The 24972-nt window shown below is 70.8% G+C and carries 30 protein-coding genes; 12 read left to right on the forward strand and 18 right to left on the reverse strand.

Annotated features, from left to right (window positions below):
- Positions 1 to 31 precede the first annotated feature (31 nt).
- On the forward strand, positions 32 to 703 hold the full coding sequence (locus ABZ953_RS13620) for a TetR/AcrR family transcriptional regulator (RefSeq protein WP_361721666.1): 672 nt from the start codon (positions 32 to 34) through the stop codon (positions 701 to 703).
- A gap of 133 nt (positions 704 to 836) precedes the next feature.
- On the opposite strand, the gene ABZ953_RS13625 is transcribed toward ABZ953_RS13620, so the two are convergent.
- Positions 837 to 1604 carry a TetR/AcrR family transcriptional regulator gene (locus tag ABZ953_RS13625; protein ID WP_361721669.1) on the reverse strand — a complete coding sequence of 256 codons (768 nt, stop codon included), beginning with the start codon at positions 1602 to 1604 and terminating at the stop codon, positions 837 to 839.
- Between the two features lie 190 nt (positions 1605 to 1794).
- Here ABZ953_RS13625 and ABZ953_RS13630 point away from each other — a divergent pair, with 190 nt between their 5' ends.
- Together ABZ953_RS13630 and ABZ953_RS13635 are read left to right on the forward strand one after the other, a co-directional pair.
- Positions 1795 to 2844 carry an ATP-binding cassette domain-containing protein gene (locus tag ABZ953_RS13630; protein ID WP_361721672.1) on the forward strand — a complete coding sequence of 350 codons (1050 nt, stop codon included), beginning with the start codon at positions 1795 to 1797 and terminating at the stop codon, positions 2842 to 2844.
- 91 nt (positions 2845 to 2935) lie between these two features.
- Positions 2936 to 3661 carry an ABC transporter permease gene (locus ABZ953_RS13635; protein WP_361721942.1) on the forward strand — a complete coding sequence of 242 codons (726 nt, stop codon included), beginning with the start codon at positions 2936 to 2938 and terminating at the stop codon, positions 3659 to 3661.
- Here ABZ953_RS13635 and ABZ953_RS13640 read toward each other — a convergent pair.
- Positions 3658 to 4761 (reverse strand): phosphotransferase, encoded by a 1104-nt coding sequence (locus ABZ953_RS13640; RefSeq protein ID WP_361721675.1) that lies wholly within the window; start codon positions 4759 to 4761, stop codon positions 3658 to 3660. The two genes, ABZ953_RS13635 and ABZ953_RS13640, sit on opposite strands and share 4 nt — an antisense overlap.
- A 279-nt stretch (positions 4762 to 5040) precedes the next feature.
- Here ABZ953_RS13640 and ABZ953_RS13645 point away from each other — a divergent pair, with 279 nt between their 5' ends.
- Both ABZ953_RS13645 and ABZ953_RS13650 read left to right on the forward strand, forming a co-directional pair.
- Entirely contained in the window at positions 5041 to 5805 is a 765-nt protein-coding gene (locus ABZ953_RS13645) for an HAD family phosphatase (RefSeq protein WP_361721678.1), read from the forward strand.
- 152 nt (positions 5806 to 5957) lie between these two features.
- On the forward strand, positions 5958 to 6863 hold the full coding sequence (locus tag ABZ953_RS13650) for a hypothetical protein (protein ID WP_361721681.1): 906 nt from the start codon (positions 5958 to 5960) through the stop codon (positions 6861 to 6863).
- Here the strand turns inward: ABZ953_RS13650 and ABZ953_RS13655 are convergent.
- The 3 genes from ABZ953_RS13655 to ABZ953_RS13665 all read right to left on the reverse strand — a co-directional run bounded on the left by ABZ953_RS13655 (position 6840) and on the right by ABZ953_RS13665 (position 9692).
- The gene (locus ABZ953_RS13655) at positions 6840 to 7937 is read right to left on the reverse strand and encodes an aminoglycoside phosphotransferase family protein (RefSeq protein WP_361721685.1); all 1098 of its coding nucleotides are present in this window, start codon (positions 7935 to 7937) and stop codon (positions 6840 to 6842) included. The two genes, ABZ953_RS13650 and ABZ953_RS13655, sit on opposite strands and share 24 nt — an antisense overlap.
- Positions 7938 to 8000: 63 nt before the next feature.
- A complete protein-coding gene (locus ABZ953_RS13660) occupies positions 8001 to 8774 on the reverse strand; it encodes an HAD-IA family hydrolase (RefSeq protein ID WP_361721689.1) in 774 nt (257 codons plus the stop codon).
- The gene (locus ABZ953_RS13665) at positions 8775 to 9692 is read right to left on the reverse strand and encodes a winged helix-turn-helix domain-containing protein (RefSeq protein WP_361721692.1); all 918 of its coding nucleotides are present in this window, start codon (positions 9690 to 9692) and stop codon (positions 8775 to 8777) included.
- Between the two features lie 128 nt (positions 9693 to 9820).
- Here ABZ953_RS13665 and ABZ953_RS13670 point away from each other — a divergent pair, with 128 nt between their 5' ends.
- A complete protein-coding gene (locus tag ABZ953_RS13670; RefSeq protein WP_361721695.1) occupies positions 9821 to 10009 on the forward strand; it encodes a hypothetical protein in 189 nt (62 codons plus the stop codon).
- Positions 10010 to 10030: 21 nt separating this feature from the next.
- Here ABZ953_RS13670 and ABZ953_RS13675 read toward each other — a convergent pair whose 3' ends face one another.
- On the reverse strand, positions 10031 to 10942 hold the full coding sequence (locus tag ABZ953_RS13675) for a GntR family transcriptional regulator (RefSeq protein WP_361721698.1): 912 nt from the start codon (positions 10940 to 10942) through the stop codon (positions 10031 to 10033).
- 229 nt (positions 10943 to 11171) lie between these two features.
- Here ABZ953_RS13675 and ABZ953_RS13680 point away from each other — a divergent pair, with 229 nt between their 5' ends.
- Positions 11172 to 11357 (forward strand): hypothetical protein, encoded by a 186-nt coding sequence (locus ABZ953_RS13680; protein WP_361721701.1) that lies wholly within the window; start codon positions 11172 to 11174, stop codon positions 11355 to 11357.
- Positions 11358 to 11493: 136 nt separating this feature from the next.
- On the opposite strand, the gene ABZ953_RS13685 is transcribed toward ABZ953_RS13680, so the two are convergent.
- Positions 11494 to 12753, reverse strand: coding sequence for a GNAT family N-acetyltransferase (locus ABZ953_RS13685; RefSeq protein ID WP_361721704.1), 1260 nt, complete (start codon positions 12751 to 12753; stop codon positions 11494 to 11496).
- Between the two features lie 88 nt (positions 12754 to 12841).
- Positions 12842 to 13444: an ABC transporter substrate-binding protein gene (locus ABZ953_RS13690; RefSeq protein ID WP_361721707.1), complete on the reverse strand. Its 603-nt coding sequence runs from the start codon at positions 13442 to 13444 to the stop codon at positions 12842 to 12844.
- A 171-nt stretch (positions 13445 to 13615) separates the two neighbouring features.
- Between ABZ953_RS13690 and dtd the strand changes: the two genes are divergently transcribed.
- A complete protein-coding gene (dtd, locus tag ABZ953_RS13695; RefSeq protein WP_361721710.1) occupies positions 13616 to 14041 on the forward strand; it encodes a D-aminoacyl-tRNA deacylase in 426 nt (141 codons plus the stop codon).
- Between the two features lie 63 nt (positions 14042 to 14104).
- On the opposite strand, the gene ABZ953_RS13700 is transcribed toward dtd, so the two are convergent.
- From ABZ953_RS13700 to ABZ953_RS13710, 3 genes are read right to left on the reverse strand one after another with little or no spacing between them, the layout of a single operon-like run.
- Complete coding sequence (locus tag ABZ953_RS13700) at positions 14105 to 15070, reverse strand: folate-binding protein (RefSeq protein WP_361721713.1); 966 nt, start codon at positions 15068 to 15070, stop codon at positions 14105 to 14107.
- 50 nt (positions 15071 to 15120) lie between these two features.
- The gene (locus ABZ953_RS13705; protein WP_361721716.1) at positions 15121 to 15549 is read right to left on the reverse strand and encodes a transcriptional repressor; all 429 of its coding nucleotides are present in this window, start codon (positions 15547 to 15549) and stop codon (positions 15121 to 15123) included.
- Between the two features lie 40 nt (positions 15550 to 15589).
- On the reverse strand, positions 15590 to 16162 hold the full coding sequence (locus tag ABZ953_RS13710; protein ID WP_361721719.1) for an FABP family protein: 573 nt from the start codon (positions 16160 to 16162) through the stop codon (positions 15590 to 15592).
- Positions 16163 to 16437: 275 nt separating this feature from the next.
- Between ABZ953_RS13710 and ABZ953_RS13715 the strand changes: the two genes are divergently transcribed.
- Complete coding sequence (locus ABZ953_RS13715) at positions 16438 to 16698, forward strand: DUF3099 domain-containing protein (RefSeq protein ID WP_361721722.1); 261 nt, start codon at positions 16438 to 16440, stop codon at positions 16696 to 16698.
- A gap of 96 nt (positions 16699 to 16794) precedes the next feature.
- Here the strand turns inward: ABZ953_RS13715 and ABZ953_RS13720 are convergent, their stop codons facing one another.
- From ABZ953_RS13720 to ABZ953_RS13750, 7 genes are all read right to left on the reverse strand, one after another.
- Positions 16795 to 17082: a DUF1416 domain-containing protein gene (locus tag ABZ953_RS13720; RefSeq protein ID WP_030784848.1), complete on the reverse strand. Its 288-nt coding sequence runs from the start codon at positions 17080 to 17082 to the stop codon at positions 16795 to 16797.
- Between the two features lie 42 nt (positions 17083 to 17124).
- Positions 17125 to 17970 (reverse strand): sulfurtransferase, encoded by an 846-nt coding sequence (locus tag ABZ953_RS13725; protein WP_361721726.1) that lies wholly within the window; start codon positions 17968 to 17970, stop codon positions 17125 to 17127.
- Between the two features lie 171 nt (positions 17971 to 18141).
- Complete coding sequence (locus ABZ953_RS13730; protein WP_351007875.1) at positions 18142 to 18222, reverse strand: putative leader peptide; 81 nt, start codon at positions 18220 to 18222, stop codon at positions 18142 to 18144.
- Positions 18223 to 18420: 198 nt separating this feature from the next.
- Complete coding sequence (locus ABZ953_RS13735; RefSeq protein WP_361721729.1) at positions 18421 to 19173, reverse strand: DUF2993 domain-containing protein; 753 nt, start codon at positions 19171 to 19173, stop codon at positions 18421 to 18423.
- A 179-nt stretch (positions 19174 to 19352) separates the two neighbouring features.
- Positions 19353 to 20528: a hypothetical protein gene (locus ABZ953_RS13740; RefSeq protein WP_361721732.1), complete on the reverse strand. Its 1176-nt coding sequence runs from the start codon at positions 20526 to 20528 to the stop codon at positions 19353 to 19355.
- A 5-nt stretch (positions 20529 to 20533) separates the two neighbouring features.
- Positions 20534 to 20788 carry a MoaD/ThiS family protein gene (locus ABZ953_RS13745; protein ID WP_361721735.1) on the reverse strand — a complete coding sequence of 85 codons (255 nt, stop codon included), beginning with the start codon at positions 20786 to 20788 and terminating at the stop codon, positions 20534 to 20536.
- Between the two features lie 12 nt (positions 20789 to 20800).
- Positions 20801 to 21646, reverse strand: coding sequence for an alpha/beta fold hydrolase (locus ABZ953_RS13750; RefSeq protein ID WP_361721738.1), 846 nt, complete (start codon positions 21644 to 21646; stop codon positions 20801 to 20803).
- A 212-nt stretch (positions 21647 to 21858) separates the two neighbouring features.
- On the opposite strand from ABZ953_RS13750, the gene ABZ953_RS13755 reads away from it, so the two are divergent.
- From ABZ953_RS13755 to ABZ953_RS13765, 3 genes are all read left to right on the forward strand, one after another.
- Positions 21859 to 22629: a response regulator transcription factor gene (locus tag ABZ953_RS13755; protein ID WP_361721741.1), complete on the forward strand. Its 771-nt coding sequence runs from the start codon at positions 21859 to 21861 to the stop codon at positions 22627 to 22629.
- 23 nt (positions 22630 to 22652) lie between these two features.
- The gene (locus ABZ953_RS13760) at positions 22653 to 23675 is read left to right on the forward strand and encodes a LacI family DNA-binding transcriptional regulator (protein ID WP_361721744.1); all 1023 of its coding nucleotides are present in this window, start codon (positions 22653 to 22655) and stop codon (positions 23673 to 23675) included.
- 145 nt (positions 23676 to 23820) lie between these two features.
- Positions 23821 to 24876 (forward strand): trypsin-like peptidase domain-containing protein, encoded by a 1056-nt coding sequence (locus ABZ953_RS13765; RefSeq protein ID WP_361721747.1) that lies wholly within the window; start codon positions 23821 to 23823, stop codon positions 24874 to 24876.
- Positions 24877 to 24972: the final 96 nt, after the last annotated feature.

The following is a 24972-nucleotide window of genomic DNA, read 5'->3' on the forward strand; positions in this document are numbered from 1 at the left end:
CGAGTATTGCTCGTCCGCTACACTTCCCCTCATGAGCAGCGCCAGCACGAACAGCAGCCGCCCGCACGCGCAGCCGGAAGCCGGGGGCCTGCGCGCACGCAAGAAGCAGCGCAGATACGAGGAGATCTCCGAGGCCGCGATCACCCTCTTCCTGGAGAAGGGGTTCGAGAAGGTGTCGGTGGCGGAGGTGGCGGAGGCCGCGGAGATCTCCAAGCCGACCCTGTTCCGCTACTTCGCGTCGAAGGAGGACCTTGTACTCCACCGCTTCGCCGACCACGAGGACGAGGCGGCCCGCGTGGTCGCCGCCCGCCCCTCGGGGGCCACCGCGCTCGACGCCCTGCGCCAGAACTTCCTGACCGGCCTCGACCACCGCGACCCGGTGACGGGCCTCAACGACCACCCCGGCGTCCTCGCCTTCCACCGCCTCCTCTACGGCACGCCGTCCCTGGTCGCCCGCCTCTTCGGCTACCAGGACCGTTCCGAACAGGCCCTGGCCGCCGCCCTGTCGAAGGCCCACGGTGGCACCCCCCTCGAGGCCCGCCTGGCCGCCGCCCAGATCGTCGCCGTCCAGCGGATCCTCGCCGAGGAGAACTGGCGCCGCGTCGCGGGGGGCGAGAGCGTGGACGACGTGGCCCGGGACGCGACGACGGCCGCGGACGAGGCGTTCACGCAGCTGCGCCAAGGCCTGCCTCGGTACGCGTGAGCCCCGCCTCGGTACGCGTGAACCCTGCCTTAGTACGCGTGAACCCCGCCTCAGTACGCGAGAACCCCGCCTCAGTACGCGTGAACTCGGGCCCCGCCCACCCGTCCTGCCGCACCGCGCGCGAGCCCGGACCTCAGCTCTCCGACTGCCGCCCCACCAGCACGGCCACCCCGTCGAGCACCCGCTCCAGCCCGAACTCGAATTCCGCGTCCCCGGCGTCCGCCTCCCCGAGCGCTCCCGTGGCCAGCAGCCGCCGCAGCTCGGGGTAGCGGTCGGGGTCGGCCGAGGTCAGCGCGCCGACCGTACGCGCGTACCGCCGCATGACCTCGTCCGGCGTCAGCCCCTCCGCGCGCATCGCGGCGTCCAGGTCGGACATGAGGGAGACCTCGTTGCGGACATAGCCGCCGACCAGCATCATCACGGAGATCCGCCGCCCCCCGTCGAGCCCGCTGCCGTCGAGGACTTCAAGCCCCCGTTCCATCCACGCGAGCCCGTGCGGCGTCGCGGGCGGCGAGCTGACAGGGATGCGCAGCAGCCACAGGTTCCGCCGGAAGAGGGCGCGCTGCTCCCGCGCCCACCACGCGAGGCCCGCGCGCCAGCCGACGGCGGACGCGGGCCGCACCGGCGGCGGCCCCGTCGCCGTGTCCTGCATCAGGACGTACAACTCGTCCTTGGCGGAGACGTACCGGTAGAGGGACATCGTCGAGACGCCGAGCTCCTTGGCGACGCGCCCCATGGAGACCGCCCCGATGCCCTCGCTGTCCGCGACGGCGATGCCCGTGGCGACGATGCGGTCCACGCTGAGCCCGCGTTTCGGGCCCTTCGAGGGCCGCTCACGCAACCCCCAGGCCGCTTCCAGGCTGGCGGGCAGCCCCGTGCCCCCGCCGTCGTCCGCCGCCATGCGCAGCCACCTTCCTCGCCCGTGCCGTCACCCGCGCCACGCACCCGGGCCGCTCACGCGCTTGACGTACATGGTAGTTCTGCGTAACCCTTACGCAGTAATGCGTAGGGCATACGCAGAACTGTGAGCAGCCAGGCAGAACTGTGCGCAGCCGGCACGCACGCCCCAGGCCAGACCAAGGAGCCACGCCATGCCCATGCCCCCGTCCGCACCTCCGCCCGCACCTCCGCCCGCGCCCCCGCCCGTGACGCCGTCCATCACCCCGCCCACCGGCCCTCCAGCCATCGAGGCGACCGCCCTCACCAAGTCGTACGGCTCCCCGACCGCCGCCTCCCCCGCCGTGCACGTCCTGCGCGGCATCGACCTGAACGTCCCGCGTGGCAGCGTCTTCGCCCTGCTCGGCGCGAACGGCGCCGGGAAGACCACCACCGTCCGCATCCTGGCGACGCTCACCGAGCCCGACGCGGGCACCGCACGGATCGCGGGCCACGACATCCGCACGCAGCGCCGCGAGGCGAGACGCGCGCTCAGCCTCACCGGCCAGTTCGCGGCGGTCGACGAGAAGCAGACCGGCGCGGAGAACCTCCGCATGATGGCGCGCCTCGCGGGCCTGTCCCGGCCCGCCGCCCGCGCACGGGCCACCGAACTCCTCGCCGCCTTCGGCCTCGGCGACGCCGCGGACCGCCTTGTCGCCACGTACTCGGGAGGCATGCGCCGCCGCGTCGACCTGGCGGCGGGGCTCGTCGGCGACCCCGAGGTGATCTTCCTGGACGAGCCGACGACGGGCCTGGACCCGCGCGGCAGGCGCCGGATGTGGGAGGCGGTGCGCGACCTCACGGGCCGCGGGACGACGGTGTTCCTCACCACCCAGTACCTGGAGGAAGCCGACCAACTGGCCGACCACATCGCGGTGTTGCACACGGGTCGGGTGGCTGCCGAGGGCACGGCCGCCGAGCTCAAGTCGCGCGTGGCGGGCCACCGCCTCGACCTCACGCTCACCACCCGGGACGCCTACCTCCGCCTGACGGGCCGGGCGGTCCACCACTCCCCCGACTCCCTCACCCTCGGCATCCCGACGGACGGCACGGCCCCGCACGTACGGGAACTCCTCGACGAACTCGACCCGCACCGCACGGACATCGCGACGTTCGCCCTCCGCACGACGACGCTCGACGACGTGTTCCTGACCCTGACGCGCCCGACGCCTCCCTCGCCGCCCAAGGACCGCGCCCATGCCTGACACCGCCGCACCGCACGCCCTGCCGCAGCCCCTGCCACCGCCCCTGCCGCAGCAGCTCTCGCAGCCCTTCCCCCTCTCGCGCGCCCTGACCATGGCGGGCCGCTGCCTGCGCCTGAGCCGCCGCAACACCGACGCGCTGATCACGGCGCTCGCGCTGCCGGTGATGATGCTGCTGATCTTCGTGTACTTCTTCGGCGGCGCGATCAACACCGGTACGGAGTACGTCACTTACGTGGTCCCGGGCGTCCTCCTGCTGTGCGCCGGATTCGGCTCCTCGAACACGGCCATCGCTGTCACCGAGGACCTCAAGGGCGGCATCATCGACCGTTTCCGCTCCCTGGACATCGGCGGCACCCCGATCCTGACAGGCCACGTCCTCGCCTCCACGGCCCGCAACCTCGTCGCCACCGCACTCGTCCTGGGCCTCGCCCTCGCGATCGGCTTCCGCCCGACGGCCACCCCGGCGGGCTGGCTCGCCGCCCTCGCCGTACTCCTCGCCTTCGTCCTCGCCCTGTCCTGGCTCTCCGCGACGGCGGGCCTCCTGACCACGTCACCCGAGGCGGCGGGCGGCTTCACCTTCTTCGTGAGCTTCCTGCCCTACCCCAGCAGCGCCTTCGTCCCCACCGACACGATGCCGTCCTGGCTCCACGCCTTCGCCGACCACCAGCCGGTGACCCCCGTGATCGAATCCCTGCGCGGCCTCCTCCTGAACCAGCCGGTGGGGAACACGCCGTGGGTGGCATTGGCGTGGTGCGCGGGGATCCTCGCGGTGTCGACGGCGCTCTCGGGAGTGCTGTTCGCGAAGCGGGCCCGTTAGTTCGCGCCCGTGCCCCCTTCCGCGTCCCGGCGGGCCCACCCCCGCAGCGCCTCCATGACCTGCCACTGACTCGGTACGTCGCGCAGGTCCAGGGCGGTACGGGCGCGGGTGAGGACGCCGTGGACCTTGCGGCCCGCGTGGATCAGGGGCCACCAGGAGAGGCCCGGGCGCGTGTCGAGGGTGAGGGCGGCGCGGATGACGTCCGTGAAGACCGACTGCGCCCGCTTGTAGTCGAGGATGACGGGGAGGTCGTCCTCCCATCCGTCGGAGCTGCCCGGCCTGACCTGTTCCACGGCCTCGCACCAGCGCCGCGCCATGTCCCGCTCCTGTTCGGGGCGGTACCGCATCAAATACAGGTGGGTCGCCAGGTCGTACAGCGGGTCCCCCACCATCGCCAGCTCCCAGTCGATCGTCCAGAGACGGCCTTCGGGGTCGACGATGAAGTTCTCCCGGTGCAGATCACCGTGCAGGAGACCGAATGGTCTCGGCGTCATGTCCGAGACGTTTCTCCTCAGTCGGCCCAAGCAGTCCTCGTCGATCCCGAGCGCCCGGAAGAGCTCGCCGAACCGCCCCTCGTTCCGCCGGTGGACCTGCTCTTCGGTGAAGCAGATCAGCCGCTCCAGGAAGCCTCTGGTGTCGCGGTCCGCCGGACGGTCCTCCCGCACGCAGCTGCGTTCCACGGAGAGCTTCTCGGGGTCGACCGCGGCCAGCTCCTCGAACAGCTCGACGATCTGCGCGATCAGCGGTTCCGGTACGACGTCGCCGACCTTGTGGCGCGAGCCGAGCGTGCGGCCTTCGATGAACTTCTGCAGGCCGATCTCGCCGACGTCGATGACCTCCGGGATCCGCGTGACGTACCCGGCCAGGGCACGCACCAGTTCCTCCTCGGACGCGAAGCAGCGCCGGTCGAACCAGAGCAGGTTCCTGCGGGGCTCCCGGCACTTCCAGCGGGACAGGACCGGGGCCGTCGGGTCCGCCGCAGGCAGCGGGAAGACGTACGTCTCGTGGTGGTACCCCTTGAGGGGGCCGACGAGGGCTTGCTCGCCGCCACTCACCAGAGCGGCGCGCTCCCGGGCCAAGGAAGTCGGTTCGGATGTCATGGTCCGTCTTTCAGCCTGGGACTGATCCGATGAGTCAGGAGGATGAGTAAGGAGGATGAGTAAGGAGAAGCCGGAGAAGGAGAAGCAGGAGTCAGCGTCAGGAGTCAGGAGTGGAGCAGGATACTTGGGCGCACTTGAGCCCCACGCCCTCGGTCGCTCGAGTGCCGCCCAATGACACCCCCAGGGGCGAACCCGCGCTCTCCAGTACGAGAAGACCCCCCGTACGGCGCTGACTTCGGGAAGTGGCCGAACGGCGGACCGTGGTCCACACTTGCTGAGATGACTTCCCGGAGGCCCGCTGGCAGCTCCCGCTCCCCCGGCCCGGACGCCCCGGCCGGTCCCCTCGCGGACGCCCGCGCGATCCTCTTCGACTTCGACGGGCCGGTCACCCGCTTCTTCGACGGCTATCCCACGGAGCCGATCGCCGACGAGATCAAGATCCTGCTACGGGAACGCGGCGTGCCGCTGCCCGCCACCGTGCTGGACACCCACGACCCGCACCGCATCCTGCAACTCCTCAGGAGCGACGTGTTCCGCGACGGGACGCCGGGCCACGAGGACCAGAAGACGCTCGAACTCGCCGAGGCCGTCGTGACGGACCACGAGTACCGTGCCGTCGCCGACGCGCCCCTCGACGAGCACATCGAGAGCCTCCTGACCACGCTGCGGCGGCTCGGGAAACGGCTCGTGGTCGTCAGCAACAACGCCGAGGGCCCGGTCCGCGCCCACCTCGAACGCCAGCACCTGGACACCCGCTTCGAGCGCGTCTTCGGCCGCGACCCTCTCGAACTGCGCCACCTGAAGCCCGACCCCCACTGTGTGCTCCGCGCCCTCGACCACCTCGGCGCCGCCCCTCGGGAGTGCCTCCTGATCGGCGACCAGCTCACCGACCTGGCCGCGGCGGACGCCGTCGGCATGCCCTTCCTCGGGTACGCGCGCAGCGCCGCCGAAGCAGCACAGATGTGGCGGGAGGGAGCCGTGTGGGCGGGCGCGTCCCTGGCGCCCCTGAGGCGCGCCGCGGACGGACTCCTGTGTCGTAACTGAGCCCTGGTGCACCGGAGTTGGCGCGGCAATGATGGGGCGTCATCATCCGGAGAAACCACAGGACTCGGGGGAGGCAGGGGTTGCCCACACGCCGCGCGGGGAGAGGCCACGGACGGTCGGCGCTGGAAGAACTGAAGAATCGCCTCGCGGACATGAAGTCCGGACTCATCAAGGGACTCCTGGCCGCCATCGCCGTCGTCGGCGTCGCCGCGGAAATCATCGGCCCTGTGGGGGACGCGTTGCGGGACCGGGAGTTCCTGGGCGGCTCGTTCGCCGCGGTCGTCGCCCTCATCCTCTTCGACGCGATCGGCGACTCCTCGGACCGGGAGGTCTCCGGCGTCGACGTGTTCGGCACCCTGAGCGACCTCAGCGAGCCCGCCAAGGAGGCCTTCGACGCCAGGCACGTGCGGGTCTATTTCTCCGGCTTCACGATGCAGACGCTGCACGACGTCGTCCGGGACCGCCTCATCGAGGTCGCCGACGGCTCCCTGCGGCCGAAGCGGATCACGCTGCACATCATCGTCGTCCACCTCAACTCGCCGATGAACCTGCCCGGCGCCCTGGCCCCGGCGACGGCCGACGGGAAACGCACCTTCGACGACTCACCCGTGAACCGCGAGCGCATGCGCGAGGACTTCACCCTCAAGTACTGGGACGGCCTGCGCGCGCTCCTGGACGAGATACGGCGCCGTCACCCCCGTATCGCCATCGAGTGCGAGGTACGCGAGTCACCGCACGGCCCTCAGTCCAAGCTGTACATCCTCAACGAGGAGCGGGCCATCTACGGGACGTACGGGATCAGGAAGGGCTCGTTCGTGCGGGGCGGCAGAACCCACGAGATCCTCGACGCGGAAGGCTTCGGCATCAAGCACGGTGACGCCCGGTTCGTGGGCTGGGACGTGCGCTCGCGCACCAAGTCGACGCGCCAGCTGGCCAATTACCACATGGCCTGGTTCCAGAACCTCTGGGACGTCCTGGACGAGGTCAAGCCCGCGGCGCCCGTGATCCCCGACCCCGTCTGGCGGCCACCACCCTCACCGGGCGGCCCGGCCCGCTGACCCGTGCCAGCGGATCAGGGCCTCCGTCGCCTCTTCCTCGTCCGGCACCGACCGCAGACCCAGCGGCTCCGCGGCCCGCCGCACGGACCGGCACATCCGCCACGCCGCGGCCGCGAAGTCGACGCCCCCGGGTGTCGCGGGCAGGGTGAGCGCCGCCCGCATGAGGTCGGGGTAGACCGACTGCGCGTACTCGAAGGCCAGGTGGACGGGCAGGTCGTCGTCGAGGCCCGCCGTCATGCCGCCGAGGCCCGCACCGTTCATCGCCTCCGACCACAGCTTCACCATCCGCTCCCGCTCCTCCTCGTCGTACTCCATGCGTACGAGGTGGGTGGCGAGGTCGTGCACCGGGTCGCCGTACAGGGCCAGCTCCCAGTCGATGACGGTGATGCGTGAGCCGTCGACGACCATGTTGGCCCGGTGCACGTCGGTGTGCAGCAGGCAGAACGGGCGTGCCGTCAGGCCGGTGTGCCGCCGCTTGAACTCCTCCAGGGCGTCCCGCGGTATGCCGAAGGCGTCGAAGAGCCCGCCGAAGCGGTTCTCGTTGGCGCGCCGGACCCGCCGCTCGGTCCAGTCGGCGCGCCAGTGGAGGAAGGCCGTGCTGTCACCGGCCGCAGGTCCGTCGGCGGCCACGGGCGGCAGCTCGGACACCGGCACGGACGCGAGGCGGGAGAAGAACTCGGCGAGCTCCACCATGAGTTCGTGCCGCACCGGGTGCCCGTACGGGGCCAGGTCGGCGAGGCACTCCCCCGACCTGTACTCGTGCATCGACGTCGACCCGAAGTCCGCGAGCCAGCGCGGGACTTCGGGCAGGTGACGGGCGACGACCTCCAGGACATCGGCCTCTCTGGGCCAGGCCCTCGGGCAGACCTCCGGGGCGGGCAGCGGGGTGCGGAACTTGGCGTGGGCGCCGAAGGGCGGTCGGCCCAGGAGCAGGGCCAGTGGCCAGTTGATCGGCACGATGTGGTTGCGGTTGTGGTGGCCGGTGATGAAGTGGCCGCCGGGGTTGCTTCGCAGGGAAGCCCCCAGCCGACGGACCAACGCCGCACGGGCTCGGCGCCGCAGAGGTGACGACATGAGGCGAGAGGGTACTGGCCCCGGATGGCCGTCCTCACCAGAAGCCACCCATCGACATGGATGTCACGCTCGGACGGGTGTCCCGTTATCTCTCAGGAACCCCAGTACCGAATCCCACGACGCCACGAGGCACTCGTCCGGCGCCCCCACCTCCCGCAACAGCCCCGCCTTGCGCTCGTTGCGCGCGAACCCGAGGAACGCCACGCCCGCCGCCCGTGCCGCGAGGTAGTCGGAGGGCGCGTCGCCGACCATGACCGTTTCGGACGGGTCCGCGCCCATCGCCGTCAGCGCCCTGAGCAGCACGCTCGGGTGGGGTTTCAGCAGGTGGAGGTCGTGGGTGCGTCCGTAGACGTGCGGCGCGAAGCAGCCCGTCAGGCGGCGTGATTCCAGGTAGCGGTCCACGGTTCTGGCGGAGTTGTTCGTGGTGATGGCGAGTCTGGCGCCGACCGCCGTCCAGGTGCGGATGACCACGTCGGCGTACTCCGTGGGCCAGGCGCTCGGCACCGCGCTCAGCTCGTGCTGCGTGAGCCGTTCCTCCAGCTCCGCGACCAGGTCACTGTTGGGGCGTCGGTGCTCGACGGCGCGCAGCACGGCGAACGGGTCCGTCTCGTCGCGCACGTCCTTCGTCAGCAGTCCGTGCAGGCCCCGGGACGCGAGCCAGCGGATCTGCTCGTCCGCGATCTGTGCGGCCGAGAGTCCCGCGAAGAGCCTGCAGATGGGGCCGTCGAAGTCGAAGAGCACGAAGCGTGCCCGCTTGATCGTTTCGCGCACGTAGTCGATCTCATCCGGCGCTCGCTGAACGCTCGTTGTGTCGGATTGCGTCGAGTCAGGGGTCATCTAAGAGAGTGTCAGGTCAGTCGTGATGGTTGCCCAGAGCGCGTCGAACCAGTTCTGCGACTCGTCCACGAACATGGAGTCGCGTGCGGCGGTTCCGCTCCCGCCCTTCTCGAAGGAGAAGAGCGGTGCCTTGATGCCCCCGGCGTCCCAGATGTCCATGACCTCGGGGTTGCTGCCGTTCTCCCCCATCTCCACGGAGTTCGCCGTCAGCGTGTAGTAGGCGAGGAGCGTCTCGGTGCCGTTCAGCAGATACAGCTTGACCGGCGTGGTGAACGGCAGCGCGCGGAACGTCACCTCCACGTCGATGCCGTGGGAGGAGCGCAGGGCCCGGAGGTTGTGGCGGAGCACCTGGCCCTGGGCGTTGCGCTGGGTGTGCCACCGCTGGTGGAGCCGCTCCCTGGTCGATTCGTCGCCGTCGTCCTGCCTCGGCACCGGGAACGCCAGCTTGATGTCGCTGCTCGGCAGCAGGATCCGTACCCTGATCGACTCCGGCCTGATCCGGCCCTCATGGATCAGCCGCACCGGTTCCCCGAGCGCGATCATCAACGTCTCCGCGGTGTAGGAGACCACGTCGATCGTCACGTGCGGCTGCGCGAACGCCTCGGCGAGGCGGGGCGCGAGCGCGACCATCGACGGCTGCGGGCCCTCGCTCGCGGCGGTCGGGAGGCCCGCCTCGGCGACCCGTGGCGGGCTTCCCTTGCTGACGTTGGACAGGAGGCCTTCGCTCTGGAGCAGCTTCATCGCCTGCCGCACCGTTCCGCGTTCGACGCCGAACTCCTCGGCCAGTTCGGCCTGGGTCGGCAGGCGCTCCCCCGCCCTGAGCCGGCCCGCCCTGATGCGGTCGCGGAGGGTGTCGGCGATGTCCTGGGGTGAGAGTTTCCTGCTGCCGTTCACTGCCACGTTCTCCTGAGTCACCATCGGACGATACAACTGACCGCCAGCTTCCGGCAGTTGCTGGAAAGTTGTTTATCTACTCCAGCCAAGTGGGGACAACCACAGCAGAGTTGGTTGCCAACCTACTCAAGATGGCAGAAGGAGGAACCACCATGCCCGCCATAGCCCTCCTCGCAGCCGTGGTCGCCGTCACCCTTGAGCAAGTCGTGCAGTGGAAGTACGGCCCGATGGGCATCGTGGGCCTCCTCCTGCTGACCGTGGGAGTCAAGGCGAAGAACCCCACCTGCAGCTCCATCGGCGCCGTCGTCCTCGCCCTGATGGTGACGGGACCGGCCGGCTGACCGGCCCGGCGGCGGAGCGTCTCAGCCCGCCGCCAGGTGAAGGTCCTGGCTGATCGTGTTCCAGAGTGCGTTGAACCACAAGTGGGACTGCTCCACGAAGGTCGTGTCCCGCAGCCCGTCACCCTCCTTGAACGGGAAGAGCATCGACTGCGTGCCCTGTGCGTCGTACATCTCCAGGGATTCCTTGCCGATCTCCTCGTCGCGCTTGGTGAGCGTGTAGTAGGCGAAGAGCGCCTCGGTGTTGTTGATCAGGTACAGCTTCACCGGCGGGGTGAACGGCAGCGCGCGGAACTGCACCGATACGTCGATGCCGTGCGAGGTCCGCAGCGCGAGCAGGTTGTGGCGCAACACCTGCCCCTGTGCGTTGCGCTGGTCCAGCCAGCGCCGGTGGACCTGGCTCGACCCGTCCTCCCCGCTGTCGACCGGCGCCGGGAAGGCGAGGTCGATGTCGCGGCTCGGCAGCAGCACGCGGACGTCGACCTTGGCCGGTTTCCGCTGTCCGGCGTGGATCTGCCGCAGCGGTTCACCGATGGCCATGGTGAGGGAGATGGACGTCAGGCACAGCGCGTCTATCTCTACGTGCGGGGTCTCGAAGGCGGCCGCGATGCGTGGGGCGAGACCGACCATGGTCGGCTGCGGGCGCACCTCGCCGGGGTGGACGGGGCCGCGCTCCGCGGCGTCCGCGACCGTGGCGGGGCTGCCCTTGGACACATTGGACAGCAAATGCTCGCCCTGCAGGATGCGCAGCGCCTCGCGCACCGCCCCGCGCTCCACACCGAACTCATCGGCCAGCTCGGCCTGCGTGGGCATGCGCTGCCCCGGCCGGAGCGACCCGGACCTGATCCGGTCGCGCAGCGCGTCCGCCACCTCGCGGTGGGACCGCTGCGTCCGCTTCCGCCCGTTGACGGCGGCGTGTTCGGTGCTCACAACCAAACAGTACAACTTCGCGCCATCTTAGGGGAGTTGCAGGAAAGGTGGTTATGAGTCGTCTCCTAGCGGAGATAAGTCAGTTGAAGTTGGTAGCCAACTTCGGCGACATGGTCAGACCCTCCCGGGGTTGGCCACCAGCCGTCGGCCGTCACCCCGAAGCACCGCACGGTGGCAGCCAGTTGGTCATCGACTGAACGGGGTCCGCCGCCCCGATCCCGAAGGAGGGAACGTCATGCCGCTCATCGCCATCGTCGTCGCCGCCCTCGCCATCGGATTCGAGCAGCTCGTCCAGTGGAAGTACGGCCCGCTCGGCATCATCGCCTTCGTCCTGCTGACCATCGGCATCAAGGCCCAGAACGTCAAGCTCAGCGGCTTGGGCGCGGGCCTCCTCGTCCTGCTCCTCGCCCAGTCGGGCTGAACGGGGCAGGACCCACGGGTCCGGCTGGCCGGGCTCCCATCCGGAGGGGAGCCGGGAGTCCGGCCAGTCGTAGCAGAACAGAGCCCCGGCTCCCGGCTACGGGGGAGCCGGGGCTCGCCCCGCTGTCGGCTCCGCGTCAGAACATGTCCGGGCACCACGGGCGCCGGGACGTACGGAAGAGGCCGTCGGCCACCGCGGCGGCACCCGCCCGCTCCTCCACCACCTGCCCCAGCGCCACAAGCCGCGCGACGGACGCGTCCCCGAGCCAGAGCTGGCTCAACTCCGCTATGCCCATGGTCAGTTCCGGTGCCATCGTGGTCGGTGCGCAGACTGCCGCCGCGCCCGGCGCCGCCTCCAGCGCGAAGCGCCCGCCGGAGAGCCCGGCCCCGTCGACGACCTCCACGACGAGGGCCCCCACCCCGTCGTACGTACGCGACTCAAGGGCCCGCACGACGTCCAGGATCCGCACCCAGAGCCAGTCCGCGTGCCGGGTCACCCTGGCTGCCCGAGGGTCGGGCAGGAGCTGCGGAAGCAGATCGTCGGGGGCCAGCCAGCCGGTCTCGACCTCGGTGACCTGGTCGATCGCGCACAGGAAGTGCCACAGGGCGCGCTCAGCGGCGGGGGTGACGGCGGTCGTCCCGAGCACCGTCACCTTGTTCCCCGGCAGCCGGGACTCCCCCATCGCCCCGCTCGTCGCCCGGTACGCGACGAGACCGTCGACGCGGCCCGAGGGTGCGCGGTAGAGGGCGTAGAACGGCTCCTCCCACGGGTGTTCGCGGGTGGCCTGCAGTCCGGTGTTGCGCAGCCACCACTCCTCGGCGCGGTCGATCGCGCCGTGCCGGGCGGCCCGGAACCGCTCGTACAACTCCGGCCCGTGCTTGCGCACGTCGTCGCCGTCGACGAGGTCGATACGGGCGCCGGACTCCTCGGGAGCCGACCAGCGCGGGTCGAGACCGGCGCGCGGCACGTCGATCGTCCACTCGGTGGCCCAGGTCGCGGGGCCGAAGCCGAACCGGCCGTAGATCGGGTACTCGGCGGCGTTGAGGGTGGCGAGCACGTCGCCGCGCTCCTTCGCACCGGCGAGGTCCCGGTCCATCATCCGGCTGAGGATGCCCCGGCGGCGGTGGGTGGGCGCCACGGTCACCCCCGAGACCGCGTTGGCCACCACGGGGGCGCCGCCCACCGCGGTGACCTCTTGCCGGAAGGAGCGGTAGGTGCCCACGCAGCGGTCGCCGTCGTAGGCCCCCAGAGTGCGGGACGGGGCGGTGCGGGACCGCAGATGGGCGACGGTCTCTTCCGACAGGGTGGCGAAGGGCTTCAGGAACCCGGCGTTCAGCGCCCGCAGCCAGCCGGGCAACTCGGCGTCGGAGACCGCTCTTACGTCGACATCGCTCATGCGCCCACGCTAGGCAGCGCGCCGCCCGCGCCGCACCGGTATTTCGCCCCGCAGGCCCCGCAGGCCCCGCACGCCGCTGGCGTCCCGCTCACGCCAGCAAGTCGTCCACCTGTGCCTCGCCGACCCGGTACCGCCGTGCGATCTCCGCGCTGCAGTCGTCCGCCGTCCGCTGCAGCAGTTGCCGCCTGCGCGACACCTGCTGTTCGTGGCGGACGAGGCGGCCCATCGCCGCGTGCAGCTCGTCGTCCGTGCGTGCCGCCAGGTCGGAGAGCTCGACCTCGGCGAGCATCTCCGTGGCGAGCAGGCGGTACTCCTCGCCGAGCGGCGTGCCGAGCGTGACGTGCCGGGCCGATGAGCGGTGGCGGGCCGGGGCGTCCGTGAGGATCTCCGGGAGCCGACTCACGACCGTGCCCACCCCCGTCCCCGTCCCCGCCGGGCGGTGCGCGAGCTCGGCCCGCAGGATGTCGATGCGGCCCTGAAGGAGCCGCCGCAGATAGCTGAGGTCCGCCTCGTCCTGCTGCGCCGACCTGCGCAGTTCACGGAGGGCCGGCAGGCGAAGCGCGGGCAGGTCGTGCTCGGGCACCTCGGGCAGCAGCCGGGCCCCGCCCGTGCGCTGCGCGGGTGGCCGCGGCACCTGCGTACGCCGCAGGGAGACGCGGCCCGGCGACTGCCCCGTACTTGGTGTGCTCATGTGGCTCTACCCGTCCCCTCGACCGGCCGACGCGGGTGCACCGCGTGTGAGCATGGTGCCACCCCAAGTGGCCGCTATGGGAGCGAGTGCCCGGAATCGGCCCCGGATGGGGGGATCGGATCCCCGTCCCGAGCGCCCCGTACGCCCCGCGCGGCACGGCATGATGGCCGTATGCGAGCAGTGGTGCAGAGGGTGGACGGCGCGAGCGTGGTCGTCGAGGGCGAGACGGTCGGCGAGATCAGCGGTGAGGGGCTGTGCGTCCTGGTGGGCGTCACGCACGACGACACCAAGGAGAAGGCGGCCCAACTGGCCCGCAAGCTCTGGTCGTTGCGGATGCTGGCCGAGGAGAGGTCGTGCAGCGACATCGACGCCCCGCTCCTGGTCATCAGCCAGTTCACGCTCTACGGAGACGCCCGTAAGGGCCGCCGCCCCACGTGGAACGCGGCGGCCCCCGGTGCTGTGGCCGAACCCCTGGTCGACGAGGTCGTCTCACAGCTCCGCGCCCTGGGCGCGACGGTGGCGACGGGCCGCTTCGGGGCGCAGATGCGGGTCGGCCTGACGAACGACGGCCCGTTCACGGTGCTTCTGGAGATGTGACGTTTCTGGTGATGTGACGCTTCTGGAGATGTGATCGCCCGGCCGGGGACACGGCACAGGCTCTTACGGCTCGACCACGGCCTCCTGCGCGGCGGCCGTGTCACCGGCGATCAGCTTCGCGTCCAGGGGCACGTTGCGCTTGACGAGGGCCAGGGCGATCGGGCCGAGCTCGTGATGGCGTACGGCCGTGGTGATGAACCCCAGCTTGCGGCCGTCGAGCCCCTCGCTCGCGAGGTGCAGCGGCGTACCGGCCGCGGGCAGGTGCACCTCGCTGCCGTCCAGGTGCAGGAAGACCAGGCGGCGCGGCGGCTTCCCCAGGTTGTGGACGCGGGCGACCGTCTCCTGCCCGCGGTAGCAGCCCTTCTGCAGGTGGACGGCGGTGCCGATCCAGCCCAGCTCGTGCGGGATGGTGCGGTGGTCGGTCTCGAAGCCGAGGCGCGGCCGGTGGGACTCCACCCGCAGCGCCTCGTACGCCAGGAGCCCGGCCGCGGGGCCGTTCTCGGCGGCGTACGACGCCAGGTCCATGCGGGGCAGGAACAGGTCGCGGCCGTGCGGGGTCTCGCGTACGACGACGCCGTCCGGGACGGCGGCGATGGAGCCGGCCGGCAGGTGGACGACGGCGAACGCGTCCGTGCGGTCCTCGACCTCGACGCGGTAGAAGAACTTCATGCTCTCCAGGTACGCGATGAGGGCGTCCTGGGTGCCGGGCTCGACGTGCGCCCAGACGGTCTCGCCGTCGTCGACGAGGTACAGGGCGTGCTCGATGTGGCCGTTGGCGGAGAGGATCAGCGCCTCGGTGGCCTGGCCGGTCGGCAGCTCGCTGACGTGTTGGGTGATCAGAAGGTGCAGCCAGCTCAGCCGGTCGGAGCCGGTGACGGCGATCACGCCGCGGTGCGAGAGGTCGACGAATCCGGTGCCGTCGGCGAGGGCGCGCTGCTCCCGGAACAGTTCTCCGTAGTGAGCGGCTACGCCTTCGTCCACGCCCTCGGCGGGGACGGCGCCGGGCAGGGACAACAGGGGGCTCTTCATGTTCACACAGACTACGACCTGCCCACCGCCGCGCTTATTCCGCGTCCCCGCTATTCCGCGTCCCGGCACTTCCCGCACTGTCCGAAGATCGCGAAGTGCTTCAGGTCGGTGTCGAAGCCGAAGGTCTCGCGCAGCTTGTCGGTGAACTCCGCCGCGACCGAGGTGTCGGCCTCGATGACGTCCGTGCAGTCCCGGCAGACCAGGTGCATGTGGTGATGGCGGTCCGCGAGGTGGTACGTCGGCGCGCCGTGCCCGAGGTGGGCGTGGCTGACCAGGCCCAGCTCCTCCAGGAGCTCCAGGGTGCGGTAGACGGTGGAGATGTTGACCCCCGACGCCGTCTTGCGCACTTCGCAGAGGATGTCGTCGGGGGTCGCGTGTTCCAGGGCGTCGACGGCTTCGAGGACAAGCTGACGCTGCGGCGTCAGCCGGTAGCCGCGCTGACGCAGGTCGCTCTTCCAGTCGGAGTCGGTGCTCGCCACACCGTGAAGTCTAGAGCCTCGCGTCCGAGGCCATCCGGGTCTACTTGAAGAAGGCGATGCCGTCGTCGGGCAGGTCGCCGAGGTTGCGCGCCATGTCGGCGACGTCCTCGGGCGTGACGACCTTCTTCAGCTGGGCCGACATGTAGGGCCGCAGCGGGATCTCGGGGGTCTGCTTCTCGCCGACCCACATCAGGTCGCCCTTCACGTAGCCGTAGAGGCGCTTGCCGCCGGTGTAGGGGCCGGAGGCGGCGGTGCGCGCGACGGCGTCCGTGGCCAGGTCGATCTGCGGCTTCTTGTCGGCGAGCTCGCCGTACCAGACCTCGACGACGCCGTCGTCGCGGACCATCACGACCTCGACCTTGCGGTCCTTGTCGATCCGCCAGAAGCCGGACTCGGACTCCAGGGGCTTCACCTTGTTGCCCTCGGCGTCGAGCACCCAGGTGTACGAGCGGTACTCGATGAAGTCGCGCCCGTCGTGCGTGAAGGAGACCTCCTGGCCGAAATTCGCCTTCTCGGCGCCGGGGAAGTCGGTGACGCCCGCGCCGGCCCAGTTGCCGAGGAGGAAGGCGAGGGGGACGAGGTCGGGGTTCAGGTCGGACGGAATCTCGATCATGGGAAGCTCAGGCGATCTGTGGAGGGGCGATCTGCGGAGGGCGATCTGTGGAGGAGGGGGTGGGGGTCAGCGCTGGCCCTGGTACAGCTTCTTCACGGTCAGTCCGGCGAAGGCGAGAACGCCGACGCAGACGAGAACCAGCAGGGCGGAGAAGAAGGCCTCAAGCACGGGGTGCTCCTCGGTGAGCGGTGGGGGCAGGTATCAGAGCCGGTCCCACTGTAGTCGGGCGGCGCCCGTCCCTCTCTGTGAGGTCCCTCGCGACGTACGCTGGGTGTATGTACGCGCGAAGGCGCCGTCTGTACTTCGCCATGATGGGGACCTGCATCGGTCTGTTCGTCCTGGCCTGGGGTGTCGTGCGGCTCTGGTCGATTCCCGTGGCCGTCGGGATGTGTGTCGTGGCGATGGTGATCCCGCCCCTCGCCGCGATGACGGCGAACCGGCGCGGGCCCGACGACCGCTGGTGGGACGACCCCAGCGGGGACCGTAAGTCCGACGACTGGTGGGACGAGCTCGACGGCAAACGGCGCCGCCCTTAGGCAGCCGAAGGGCCGCACCCCGTTCCAGTGGCGTCCAACCCCCTGGGGTGCGGCCCTTCAGCCGTTCTCGGTGCGGTGCGAACCGCGACGCGCGATCTAGACCGCGATCGCGACCTCCGCCAGACCGCCCGTCTGGGCGACGACCGTACGGTCCGCCGTGCCGCCGGGGATCAGCGCCCGGACGGTCCACGTGCCCTCGGCTGCGTAGAAGCGGAACTGTCCGGTGGCCGAGGTGGGGACCTCGGCGGTGAACTCGCCGGTCGAGTCGAGCAGGCGCACGTAACCGGTGACGGGCTCGCCGTCGCGGGTCACCTGGCCCTGGATCGTCGTCTCACCGGGCTTGATCGTCGAAGCGTCGGGGCCGCCGGCCTTTGCTCCACACATGGGTACTCCTGAGGGGATGGGAAGAGGGAAGGTCGGGCGGGCTTACTTGTTGGCGCCGAGCTCGATCGGCACGCCGACGAGGGAGCCGTACTCGGTCCACGAGCCGTCGTAGTTCTTGACGTTGGTCTGGCCGAGCAGCTCGTGCAGGACGAACCAGGTCAGGGCCGAACGCTCACCGATGCGGCAGTACGCGATGGTGTCCTTGGCCAGGTCGACCTGCTCGTCCTCGTAGAGGGCCTTGAGCTCGTCGTCCGACTTGAACGTGCCGTCGTCGTTGGCGTTCTTCGACCACGGGATGTTGCGGGCGCTCGGCACGTGGCCGGGGCGCTGCGACTGCTCCTGCGGGAGGTGGGCCGGGGCGAGCAGCTTGCCGCTGAACTCGTCGGGCGAGCGCACGTCGACCAGGTTCTGCGAGCCGATCGCGTTGACGACGTCGTCGCGGAAGGCGCGGATCGAGGAGTCCTGCGGCTTGGCCTTGTAGTCGGTGGCGGGGCGGCTGGGGACCTCGGCGCCGTCGACCAGGTCGCGGGAGTCGAGCTCCCACTTCTTGCGGCCGCCGTCGAGGAGCTTCACGTCCTGGTGGCCGTAGAGCTTGAAGTACCAGAAGGCGTACGACGCGAACCAGTTGTTGTTGCCGCCGTAGAGGACGACGGTGGTGTCGTTCGCGATGCCCTTGCCGGAGAGGAGCTTCTCGAAGCCCTCCTGGTCGATGAAGTCACGGCGGACCGGGTCCTGGAGGTCCTTGGTCCAGTCGATGCGGATCGCGTTCTTGATGTGGTTCTTGTCGTACGCGGAGGTGTCCTCGTCGACCTCGACGATGGCGACCTTCGGGTCCTCGATGTGGGCCTCGACCCAGTCGGCGTCTACCAGGACGTCGCTGCGGCTCATGTGTCTCTCCTCCGGGGCAGTTACGGCGGTGCGGTGCTGTGCTGCGGTGCACGAGGGGGGCGGCCGGTACGGGCCGGTGGTGCGGGGAGGCACGGGTGGCGTACGTACGGCGCGGGGCGGCCCGCCGGATGGGCGGCGGACAGGCCTGGGGGAACGAGGGTGTGGCCCTCGTCAGAAGGTGCGACAGAGCATGGCGGCGACGCGGCACAGGTCGACTGCCCGCCGCTTCGTGAGGTCCGCCTGTCGTTGCATGCGTCCGATCGTAGGGACGGAGGGGCGGCCGTGTCACCGGCGCTCCGCATGGTGAGACACGATCGTCCACGATGTGGGAATCGTTGAAGTCCGGAGCCGCCCCGGCGGGGCTCCGGGACTGGTGTAGCCCCCGTCACATCCGCCCGCCGGACGGCCGCGTCTCGTACTGCGGACGCGGCGCTCCGAGGGGCGCCCGCGTCAGCCCACCAGCCGCACGTTCGAGCCGGTCACGGACATGTCCACGCCGTCCGGCGCCGCCTCGACCTTCTCCAGCTTGATGCCGGCCGGCAGGTCGTCGATCTTCTGGTTGAAGTCGGTGACGTCGCGGACCATGCCCTCGGGCAGCGGGATGGCGACGCCGAGCACGTCGAGGCTCTTCGGGATCTCGTCCGCGTGCACCTTGATGTCGTCGCCCTCGACCCGCACCGAGCTGAGCACGTGCACGGGCTTCGGCAGCTTCGCGCCGCCCTTGCTGACCTCGACCTCGACCTTGACCTTGCCGTTGCCGCCGTCGGAGAGGCCGACGACCTTGCCGGTGGCGCCGAGCGGCAGCTCGACCGGTTCGGACTTGGTGGCCTTCAGGAGCTCGTCGTACGAGACGTGCGCGGTGCCCGTGGCGGTCGCGGCGGTCGCGGAGCTGTAGTCGCCGGAGAACTCCACGCCCTTCATGTGGGCCGTCAGGTCGGCGATGCGGATGGAGTCGGAGCCCGACTTGGCGTCGTAGTTCTTGATGCCGACCTCCACGTCGTCGAGCTCACCCCCCGCGACCTGGGTGAGGAAGGGGAAGCCCTTGATGGAGACGTCGGGCGTCTCGCTCAGCCCCTCGCTGGTGCGCATCTTGTCCGCCGCCTCGCTCTCGGCGAAGTTCACGGCAAGCCGGTCGGCCGCCACGAAGAGCCCTCCGAGAATGACGACGACGATCAGGAGTATGCGTACGGCTCGCTTGCTCATGTCCGGTGTTCCCCCACCTTGTCCCCCGTCTCAACTGTCGTTCCGGCGAGCCTAAAGGACAGGTCCCCGGCCGAAGAGCTCGGCGGGGGACCTGTCGATCAGCTGTGACGATCGCCGGTGGCGAGGGTCTGGGCTTCAGCCGGTGGCTCAGCCTGTGGCTGCCAGTGGCTGCCAGTGGCTCAGCCGATGGCGCGGCCGAGCACGTAGACGACCGGGGCGGCGGCCGCGAGCGGCAGCGCGACGCCCGCCGTCATGTGCACGAAGCGGGACGGATAGTCGTAGCTGGCGACGCGGTGCCCGATCAGCGCGCAGACCCCGGCGCCGAGGCCGAGCAGCGCGCCCTGGTTGCCGTAGTCCGTGGTGCCGCCGACGGCGATCCCGGCACCGGCCGCCGCGAGCAGCGCGACGACGACGGAGGCGGCCGTGGGCAGCGGCAGCGCGCGGGCGAGGATCGCGACGGCGACCGCGATGCCGCCCACGGTGACGGCGTCGGAGGCGGCCGCGAGGTGCCCGGCGGTGACGATCGCGAGCGCGGACGAGGCCACGGTCGCCATCAGCCCGTACATCCGCTCGTCGGCGCCCGCACGGCTGCGGAGCTGCAGCACGAGGACGAGCAGCACCCACACGCCGAGGGTGCCGAGGATCGCGGCGGGCCCGTTCTCCTTGCCTGCGGCGAGCAGTGCGACGTCCGCGACGACACCGCCGAGGAAGGCGAGCGCGATGCCCTGCCGGGCCGGCCACATCCCGTTGAGCCTGAACCACCCTGCGGCGGTCACGGCCTGCAGCAGCACGAGCGGCACGAGCAGCGCGTACTGCCCGACGGCCGCGCCCGCGGCGAGGAGCAGCCCGAGCAGGGCGGTCAGCGCGGCGGGCTGCATCCCGGGCTCTATGACCGGCGACCGCCCTTCGGCGCGGGCCCGCTGGGCGTCGGTGACGCGGGGGTTGCCGGTGGTGGTGGCGGGGCCGTAGGTGGTGGTGGTGTCGGTGGCGGTGTCGTCGGAGGCTGCCTCCGCCGCGGCCTGCGGGGGCAGGTACGCGGTCTCCGTCACGTTCACCGCGGCGATGGGCGGCTGCACCTGTGTCTCCCAGGTCTGCCCTTCCCACTGCTGGGTGTGCTGATCCTGGGCGTACTGCTGCTGCGGCTCGGCGTAGTACGGGGGCTGGGGCTGGGCGTAGTACCCCTGCTGCTCCGGATACTGCTGATACTCCGGGTACTGCTGATACTCCGGATACGGCTGTTGCTGCTGTTGCTGTTGCTGTTCCGGATACGGCTGCTGCTGCCCGGCGTACCGCTGCTGCGCGTACGGGTCGTACGGGTCGTACCCCTCGTACCCCTCATAGGGCTGATCGGACATGGTGCTCATCCTCCTGCGAACGGCGGGAGCACCTCGACCGTGCCGCCCTCGGCCAGCCGTACGGTCTCATGCCTGCGGGTCCCGACGGGGTTGCCGTCGACGAGAAAAGAGCAGCGCCGCAGGACCCGGACCAGTTCACCGGGGTGCCGCTCGCGGGCGGCGTCCAGCGCTTCGGCGAGCGTCACCGCCGCGTACGGCTCCTCGGCGATGCCCGCGGCCGCCTTGGCAGCGGCCCAGTAACGAATGGTGCCGTTCACCATGCGACTCCCCTTTCAGTCGGCAGTTGACGACGTCCATGATGCCGTGACCCACGAGGCGATCCGGCCGACGAGCTCGTCCGTGGCCGCGTGCTCGGCGTGCCCCATGCCCTCCTCCAGCCACAGCTCGGCCCCGCCCTCGGCGGCGGCCGCGAGCATCCTCGGGTGATCGACCGGAAAGTACGGGTCCCGGTCGCCGTGGACGATGAGCAACGGCGTCGGGGCGATGAGCGGGACGGACTCGACCGGGGAGAGGGGGACGGGGTCCCACTCGTGCGGGTGGATTCGCGTCCGCAGACCGAGACGGCCGACCGTGCGGCCCGCGCGCCGGGTGACCACCCAGTGCAGCCGCCTCATCGGCGCCGTCCCCCGGTAGTACCAGCGTGCGGGGGCACTCACCGCGACCACTGCGTCGGTGCGCGCTTCCGTGCGCCCCCTGTGCAACGCGGCGTGGCGCAGCACGACCGAGCCGCCCATCGAGAAACCGACGGTGACCACGCGCGCGTGCCCGAGGGAGCGTGCCCACGCGACGGCCGCCGCCAGATCGAGCACCTCGCGGTCGCCGACCGTGGAGTGCCCGCCGGAGCCGCCGTGCCCCCGGAACGAGAACGTGATCACGGCCGCACGCTGGGCGAAGACGCCCGCGATGCGCTGTACGTGAGGTCGGGAGAGGTCGCCCGTGAAGCCGTGCGCGAGGACGACGGCGACCTCGCCCTCGGGGTCAGGGCCGGGATCGTACGCGGCCTCGATGGCCACTCCGTCATGTGTACGAAGCGTTGCCCGCCGCTGAACGCCACGCTGACCGTGAGTGAGCGGCGGCACAGAAGATCGCGCCGTTTGACCTGCCGGACCGGAACTCATGTGGGCTATTCTCCTTGGCAGAGGATCCGGGCAGCGCAGCCCCCGGGTCCTTTCGTGCTTTCCGGAAGGCTCCGGGCGCGGGCCCCGCCGGACAGTACGAAGCTAGTACGAAGCAGTGCCGCATACGTCCTCGCAGGGACCGAGGAGGAACCAGACGTTATGGGCGAGCGAAACGTGCACGAAAGTCGGACGACCCGGGCAGGTGGTCGGCGGTGAGTTCTCTGCTGCTCCTGACCAATGCCCTCCAGCCGTCGACGGAGGTGCTCCCCGCTCTCGGCCTGCTCCTTCATCACGTGCGCGTCGCCCCCGCGGAGGGGCCCGCTCTCGTCGACACCCCCGGCGCCGACGTCATCCTCATCGACGGCCGCCGTGACCTGCCGCAGGTCCGCAGCCTCTGCCAGCTCCTCCGCTCCACGGGGCCCGGCTGTCCGCTGGTCCTCGTCGTGACGGAGGGCGGCCTCGCGGCCGTCACCGCGGACTGGGGCATCGACGACGTGCTCCTCGACACGGCGGGCCCCGCCGAGGTCGAGGCGCGGCTCCGGCTCGCGATGGGCCGCCAGCAGATCACCTGCGACGACTCCCCCATGGAGATCCGCAACGGTGATCTCTCCGTGGACGAGGCGACGTACAGCGCGAAGCTGAAGGGCCGGGTCCTGGACCTGACCTTCAAGGAGTTCGAGCTGATCAAGTACCTGGCGCAGCACCCTGGCCGGGTCTTCACCCGCGCCCAGCTGCTCCAGGAGGTGTGGGGCTACGACTACTTCGGCGGGACGCGCACCGTGGACGTGCACGTGCGGCGGCTGCGGGCGAAGCTCGGCGTCGAGCACGAGTCGCTCATCGGCACCGTCCGCAACGTCGGCTACCGCTTCGTCGTACCGGAGAAGGTGGAGCGCGCGGCCGAGGAGGAGAAGGCGAAGGCGAAGGTGAAGGCCGCCGCGGAGGCCGCCGCCAAGGAAGCTGCCGTACGCCCTGCCCAGCGGTAGTTCCATCCGCGTAGACTCCGCGCGTGGCCAAGGTGACTCGGGATGACGTGGCAAGACTTGCGGGTACTTCGACCGCGGTCGTCAGTTACGTCATCAACAACGGACCCAGGCCGGTCGCCCCGGCCACGCGCGAGCGGGTACTCGCAGCGATCAAGGAGCTGGGCTACCGGCCCGACCGGGTTGCCCAGGCCATGGCCTCGCGGCGCACGGACCTCATAGGCATGATCGTGCCGGACGCGCGTCAGCCGTTCTTCGCGGAGATGACGCACGCCGTCGAACAGGCGGCGTCCGAGCGCGGAAAGATGGTCCTCGTCGGCAACTCCGACTACGTGGAGGAGCGCGAGACGCACTACCTCCGCGCCTTCCTCGGCATGCGGGTCTCCGGCCTCATCCTCGTCAGCCACGGCCTGACCGACCAGGCGGCCGCCGAGATCGACGCGTGGGACGCCCGCGTGGTGCTCCTGCACGAGCGGCCCGAGGCCATCGACGACGTCGCGGTCGTCACGGACGACGTCGGCGGCGCGCAGCTCGCCACCCGCCACCTCCTGGAGCACGGCCACGCGTACGTCGCCTGCGTCGGCGGCACCGCAGACACCCCGACCATCGGCGACCCCGTCTCCGACCACGTCGAGGGCTGGCGGCGCGCGATGCGGGAGGCCGGTCTGCCGGTCGAGGGACGCCTCTTCGAGGCCCCGTACAACCGCTACGACGCGTATCAGGTGGGCCTGGAGCTGCTTGCCCGCCCCGACCGGCCCACCGCGATCTTCTGCTCCACGGACGACCAGGCCATCGGCATCCTGCGGGCGGCGCGGGAGCTGCGCATCGACGTGCCGGGGGAGCTGGCCGTGACCGGCTTCGACGACGTCAAGGAGGCGGGCCTCACGGATCCGCCGCTGACGACGGTGGCCTCGGACCGGCCCGCGATGGCGCGCGCCGCGGTGGACCTCGTCCTGGACGACGGGCTGCGGGTCGCCGGGTCGCGCAGGGAGCGGCTGAAGCTGTTCCCGTCCCGCCTCGTCGTGCGGCAGTCCTGCGGCTGCGCGTAACCGCCTCGCCGCCCGCCTCGCCGCCCGCCTCGCCGCCCGGCTCACCGCCCCACCCGCCCGGCTTTATATCGGGCATACGCACTTCTGCCGGGCTTCTCAGGACGTACTCAGGCAGCTCTCATGTACGGCCGACAACCTCATAGTCATGACCGAGACCTTCCGCCACAGCGGCGAGTACCCCCAGCAGCAGTCGGCAGCGCCTGTTCATCACGGCGGTACGCAGGGCGCGTACGCGCACGGTGCGTACCCGCCCCCGCCCGCTCATGCGCCGGAAGCCCCGCAGCTGCCTCCGCAGGTGCCGCAGCAGGTGCCTCCGCGGCGGCGCCGCGCCAGGGGCCCCGCGGCGCTGCTCGCCGCCGTCGCCATCGCGGCGGCCGCGGTCGGCGGCGGCACCGCGTACGCCGTGCAGACGCTCACCGACCGGGACGGCGGCTCCTCCGCCACCTCCACGGACGTCGTGCCGACGAGCAAGAAGGGCACCGTCTCCGGGGTCGCGGAGGCGGTCAGCCCCAGCATCGTCGAGATCAGCGCCACCACGGGCCAGGGCAAGTCGACGGGCTCCGGCGTGATCACCAAGAGCGACGGCGAGATCGTCACCAACAACCACGTGGTCGCGGGCGCTTCGTCGATCAAGGTGCGGACGAACGACGGCAAGACGTACGAGGCCGAGGTCGTCGGCACCGACAGCAAGAAGGACCTCGCGCTCATCCAGCTGAAGGACGCCGCCGGTCTCAAGCCCGCGACGTTCGGCAACTCCGCCAACGTCAAGGTCGGCGACGAGGTCGTCGCCATCGGCTCCCCCGAGGGCCTCACCGGCACCGTCACCAGCGGCATCGTCTCCGCTCTCGAACGCGACGTCACGGTGTCCACGGGCGACGGCCAGGAGCAGCAGCAGAACCCGCGGGGCGAGTGGCCGTTCGAGTTCGGCGGGAAGGAGTTCAACGGCGAGACCGGCTCCTCGAAGACCACGTACAAGGCGCTGCAGACCGACGCCTCGCTCAACCCCGGCAACTCCGGCGGCGCCCTCATCGACATGAACGGCAACATCATCGGCATCAACTCCGCGATGTACGCGCCCAGTTCGGCCGGGAGCCAGGGCACCGGCGAGTCCGGCTCGGGCAGCGTCGGCCTCGGCTTCGCCATACCCATCGACACCGTCAAGCAGGACCTCGGCAAGCTGCGGTCCGGCTCCCAGACCTGATCCCGGTCCCGGTCCCAGGAGGCCGCCGTGGCGCGGGACCTGTACGGCGCGCGCACGCCCCGCGCCCGCGTGCGAGGCTGATAGCGGCCCCGTCCA

Origin of the sequence: Streptomyces sp. NPDC046465, assembly GCF_040646035.1 — a bacterium.
Lineage (GTDB): Bacteria > Actinomycetota > Actinomycetes > Streptomycetales > Streptomycetaceae > Streptomyces.

Coding starts and splice junctions, on each gene's coding strand:
- ABZ953_RS13620 (WP_361721666.1), top strand. CDS start 32: ATGAGCAGCGCCAGCACGAACAGCAGCCGCCCGCACGCGCAGCCGGAA.
- ABZ953_RS13625 (WP_361721669.1), bottom strand. CDS start 1,604: ATGGCGGCGGACGACGGCGGGGGCACGGGGCTGCCCGCCAGCCTGGAA.
- ABZ953_RS13630 (WP_361721672.1), top strand. CDS start 1,795: ATGCCCATGCCCCCGTCCGCACCTCCGCCCGCACCTCCGCCCGCGCCC.
- ABZ953_RS13635 (WP_361721942.1), top strand. CDS start 2,936: ATGGCGGGCCGCTGCCTGCGCCTGAGCCGCCGCAACACCGACGCGCTG.
- ABZ953_RS13640 (WP_361721675.1), bottom strand. CDS start 4,761: ATGACATCCGAACCGACTTCCTTGGCCCGGGAGCGCGCCGCTCTGGTG.
- ABZ953_RS13645 (WP_361721678.1), top strand. CDS start 5,041: ATGACTTCCCGGAGGCCCGCTGGCAGCTCCCGCTCCCCCGGCCCGGAC.
- ABZ953_RS13650 (WP_361721681.1), top strand. CDS start 5,958: ATGAAGTCCGGACTCATCAAGGGACTCCTGGCCGCCATCGCCGTCGTC.
- ABZ953_RS13655 (WP_361721685.1), bottom strand. CDS start 7,937: ATGTCGTCACCTCTGCGGCGCCGAGCCCGTGCGGCGTTGGTCCGTCGG.
- ABZ953_RS13660 (WP_361721689.1), bottom strand. CDS start 8,774: ATGACCCCTGACTCGACGCAATCCGACACAACGAGCGTTCAGCGAGCG.
- ABZ953_RS13665 (WP_361721692.1), bottom strand. CDS start 9,692: ATGGTGACTCAGGAGAACGTGGCAGTGAACGGCAGCAGGAAACTCTCA.
- ABZ953_RS13670 (WP_361721695.1), top strand. CDS start 9,821: ATGCCCGCCATAGCCCTCCTCGCAGCCGTGGTCGCCGTCACCCTTGAG.
- ABZ953_RS13680 (WP_361721701.1), top strand. CDS start 11,172: ATGCCGCTCATCGCCATCGTCGTCGCCGCCCTCGCCATCGGATTCGAG.
- ABZ953_RS13685 (WP_361721704.1), bottom strand. CDS start 12,753: ATGAGCGATGTCGACGTAAGAGCGGTCTCCGACGCCGAGTTGCCCGGC.
- ABZ953_RS13690 (WP_361721707.1), bottom strand. CDS start 13,444: ATGAGCACACCAAGTACGGGGCAGTCGCCGGGCCGCGTCTCCCTGCGG.
- dtd (WP_361721710.1), top strand. CDS start 13,616: ATGCGAGCAGTGGTGCAGAGGGTGGACGGCGCGAGCGTGGTCGTCGAG.
- ABZ953_RS13700 (WP_361721713.1), bottom strand. CDS start 15,070: ATGAAGAGCCCCCTGTTGTCCCTGCCCGGCGCCGTCCCCGCCGAGGGC.
- ABZ953_RS13710 (WP_361721719.1), bottom strand. CDS start 16,162: ATGATCGAGATTCCGTCCGACCTGAACCCCGACCTCGTCCCCCTCGCC.
- ABZ953_RS13715 (WP_361721722.1), top strand. CDS start 16,438: ATGTACGCGCGAAGGCGCCGTCTGTACTTCGCCATGATGGGGACCTGC.
- ABZ953_RS13720 (WP_030784848.1), bottom strand. CDS start 17,082: ATGTGTGGAGCAAAGGCCGGCGGCCCCGACGCTTCGACGATCAAGCCC.
- ABZ953_RS13725 (WP_361721726.1), bottom strand. CDS start 17,970: ATGAGCCGCAGCGACGTCCTGGTAGACGCCGACTGGGTCGAGGCCCAC.
- ABZ953_RS13730 (WP_351007875.1), bottom strand. CDS start 18,222: ATGCAACGACAGGCGGACCTCACGAAGCGGCGGGCAGTCGACCTGTGC.
- ABZ953_RS13735 (WP_361721729.1), bottom strand. CDS start 19,173: ATGAGCAAGCGAGCCGTACGCATACTCCTGATCGTCGTCGTCATTCTC.
- ABZ953_RS13740 (WP_361721732.1), bottom strand. CDS start 20,528: ATGTCCGATCAGCCCTATGAGGGGTACGAGGGGTACGACCCGTACGAC.
- ABZ953_RS13745 (WP_361721735.1), bottom strand. CDS start 20,788: ATGGTGAACGGCACCATTCGTTACTGGGCCGCTGCCAAGGCGGCCGCG.
- ABZ953_RS13750 (WP_361721738.1), bottom strand. CDS start 21,646: ATGAGTTCCGGTCCGGCAGGTCAAACGGCGCGATCTTCTGTGCCGCCG.
- ABZ953_RS13765 (WP_361721747.1), top strand. CDS start 23,821: ATGACCGAGACCTTCCGCCACAGCGGCGAGTACCCCCAGCAGCAGTCG.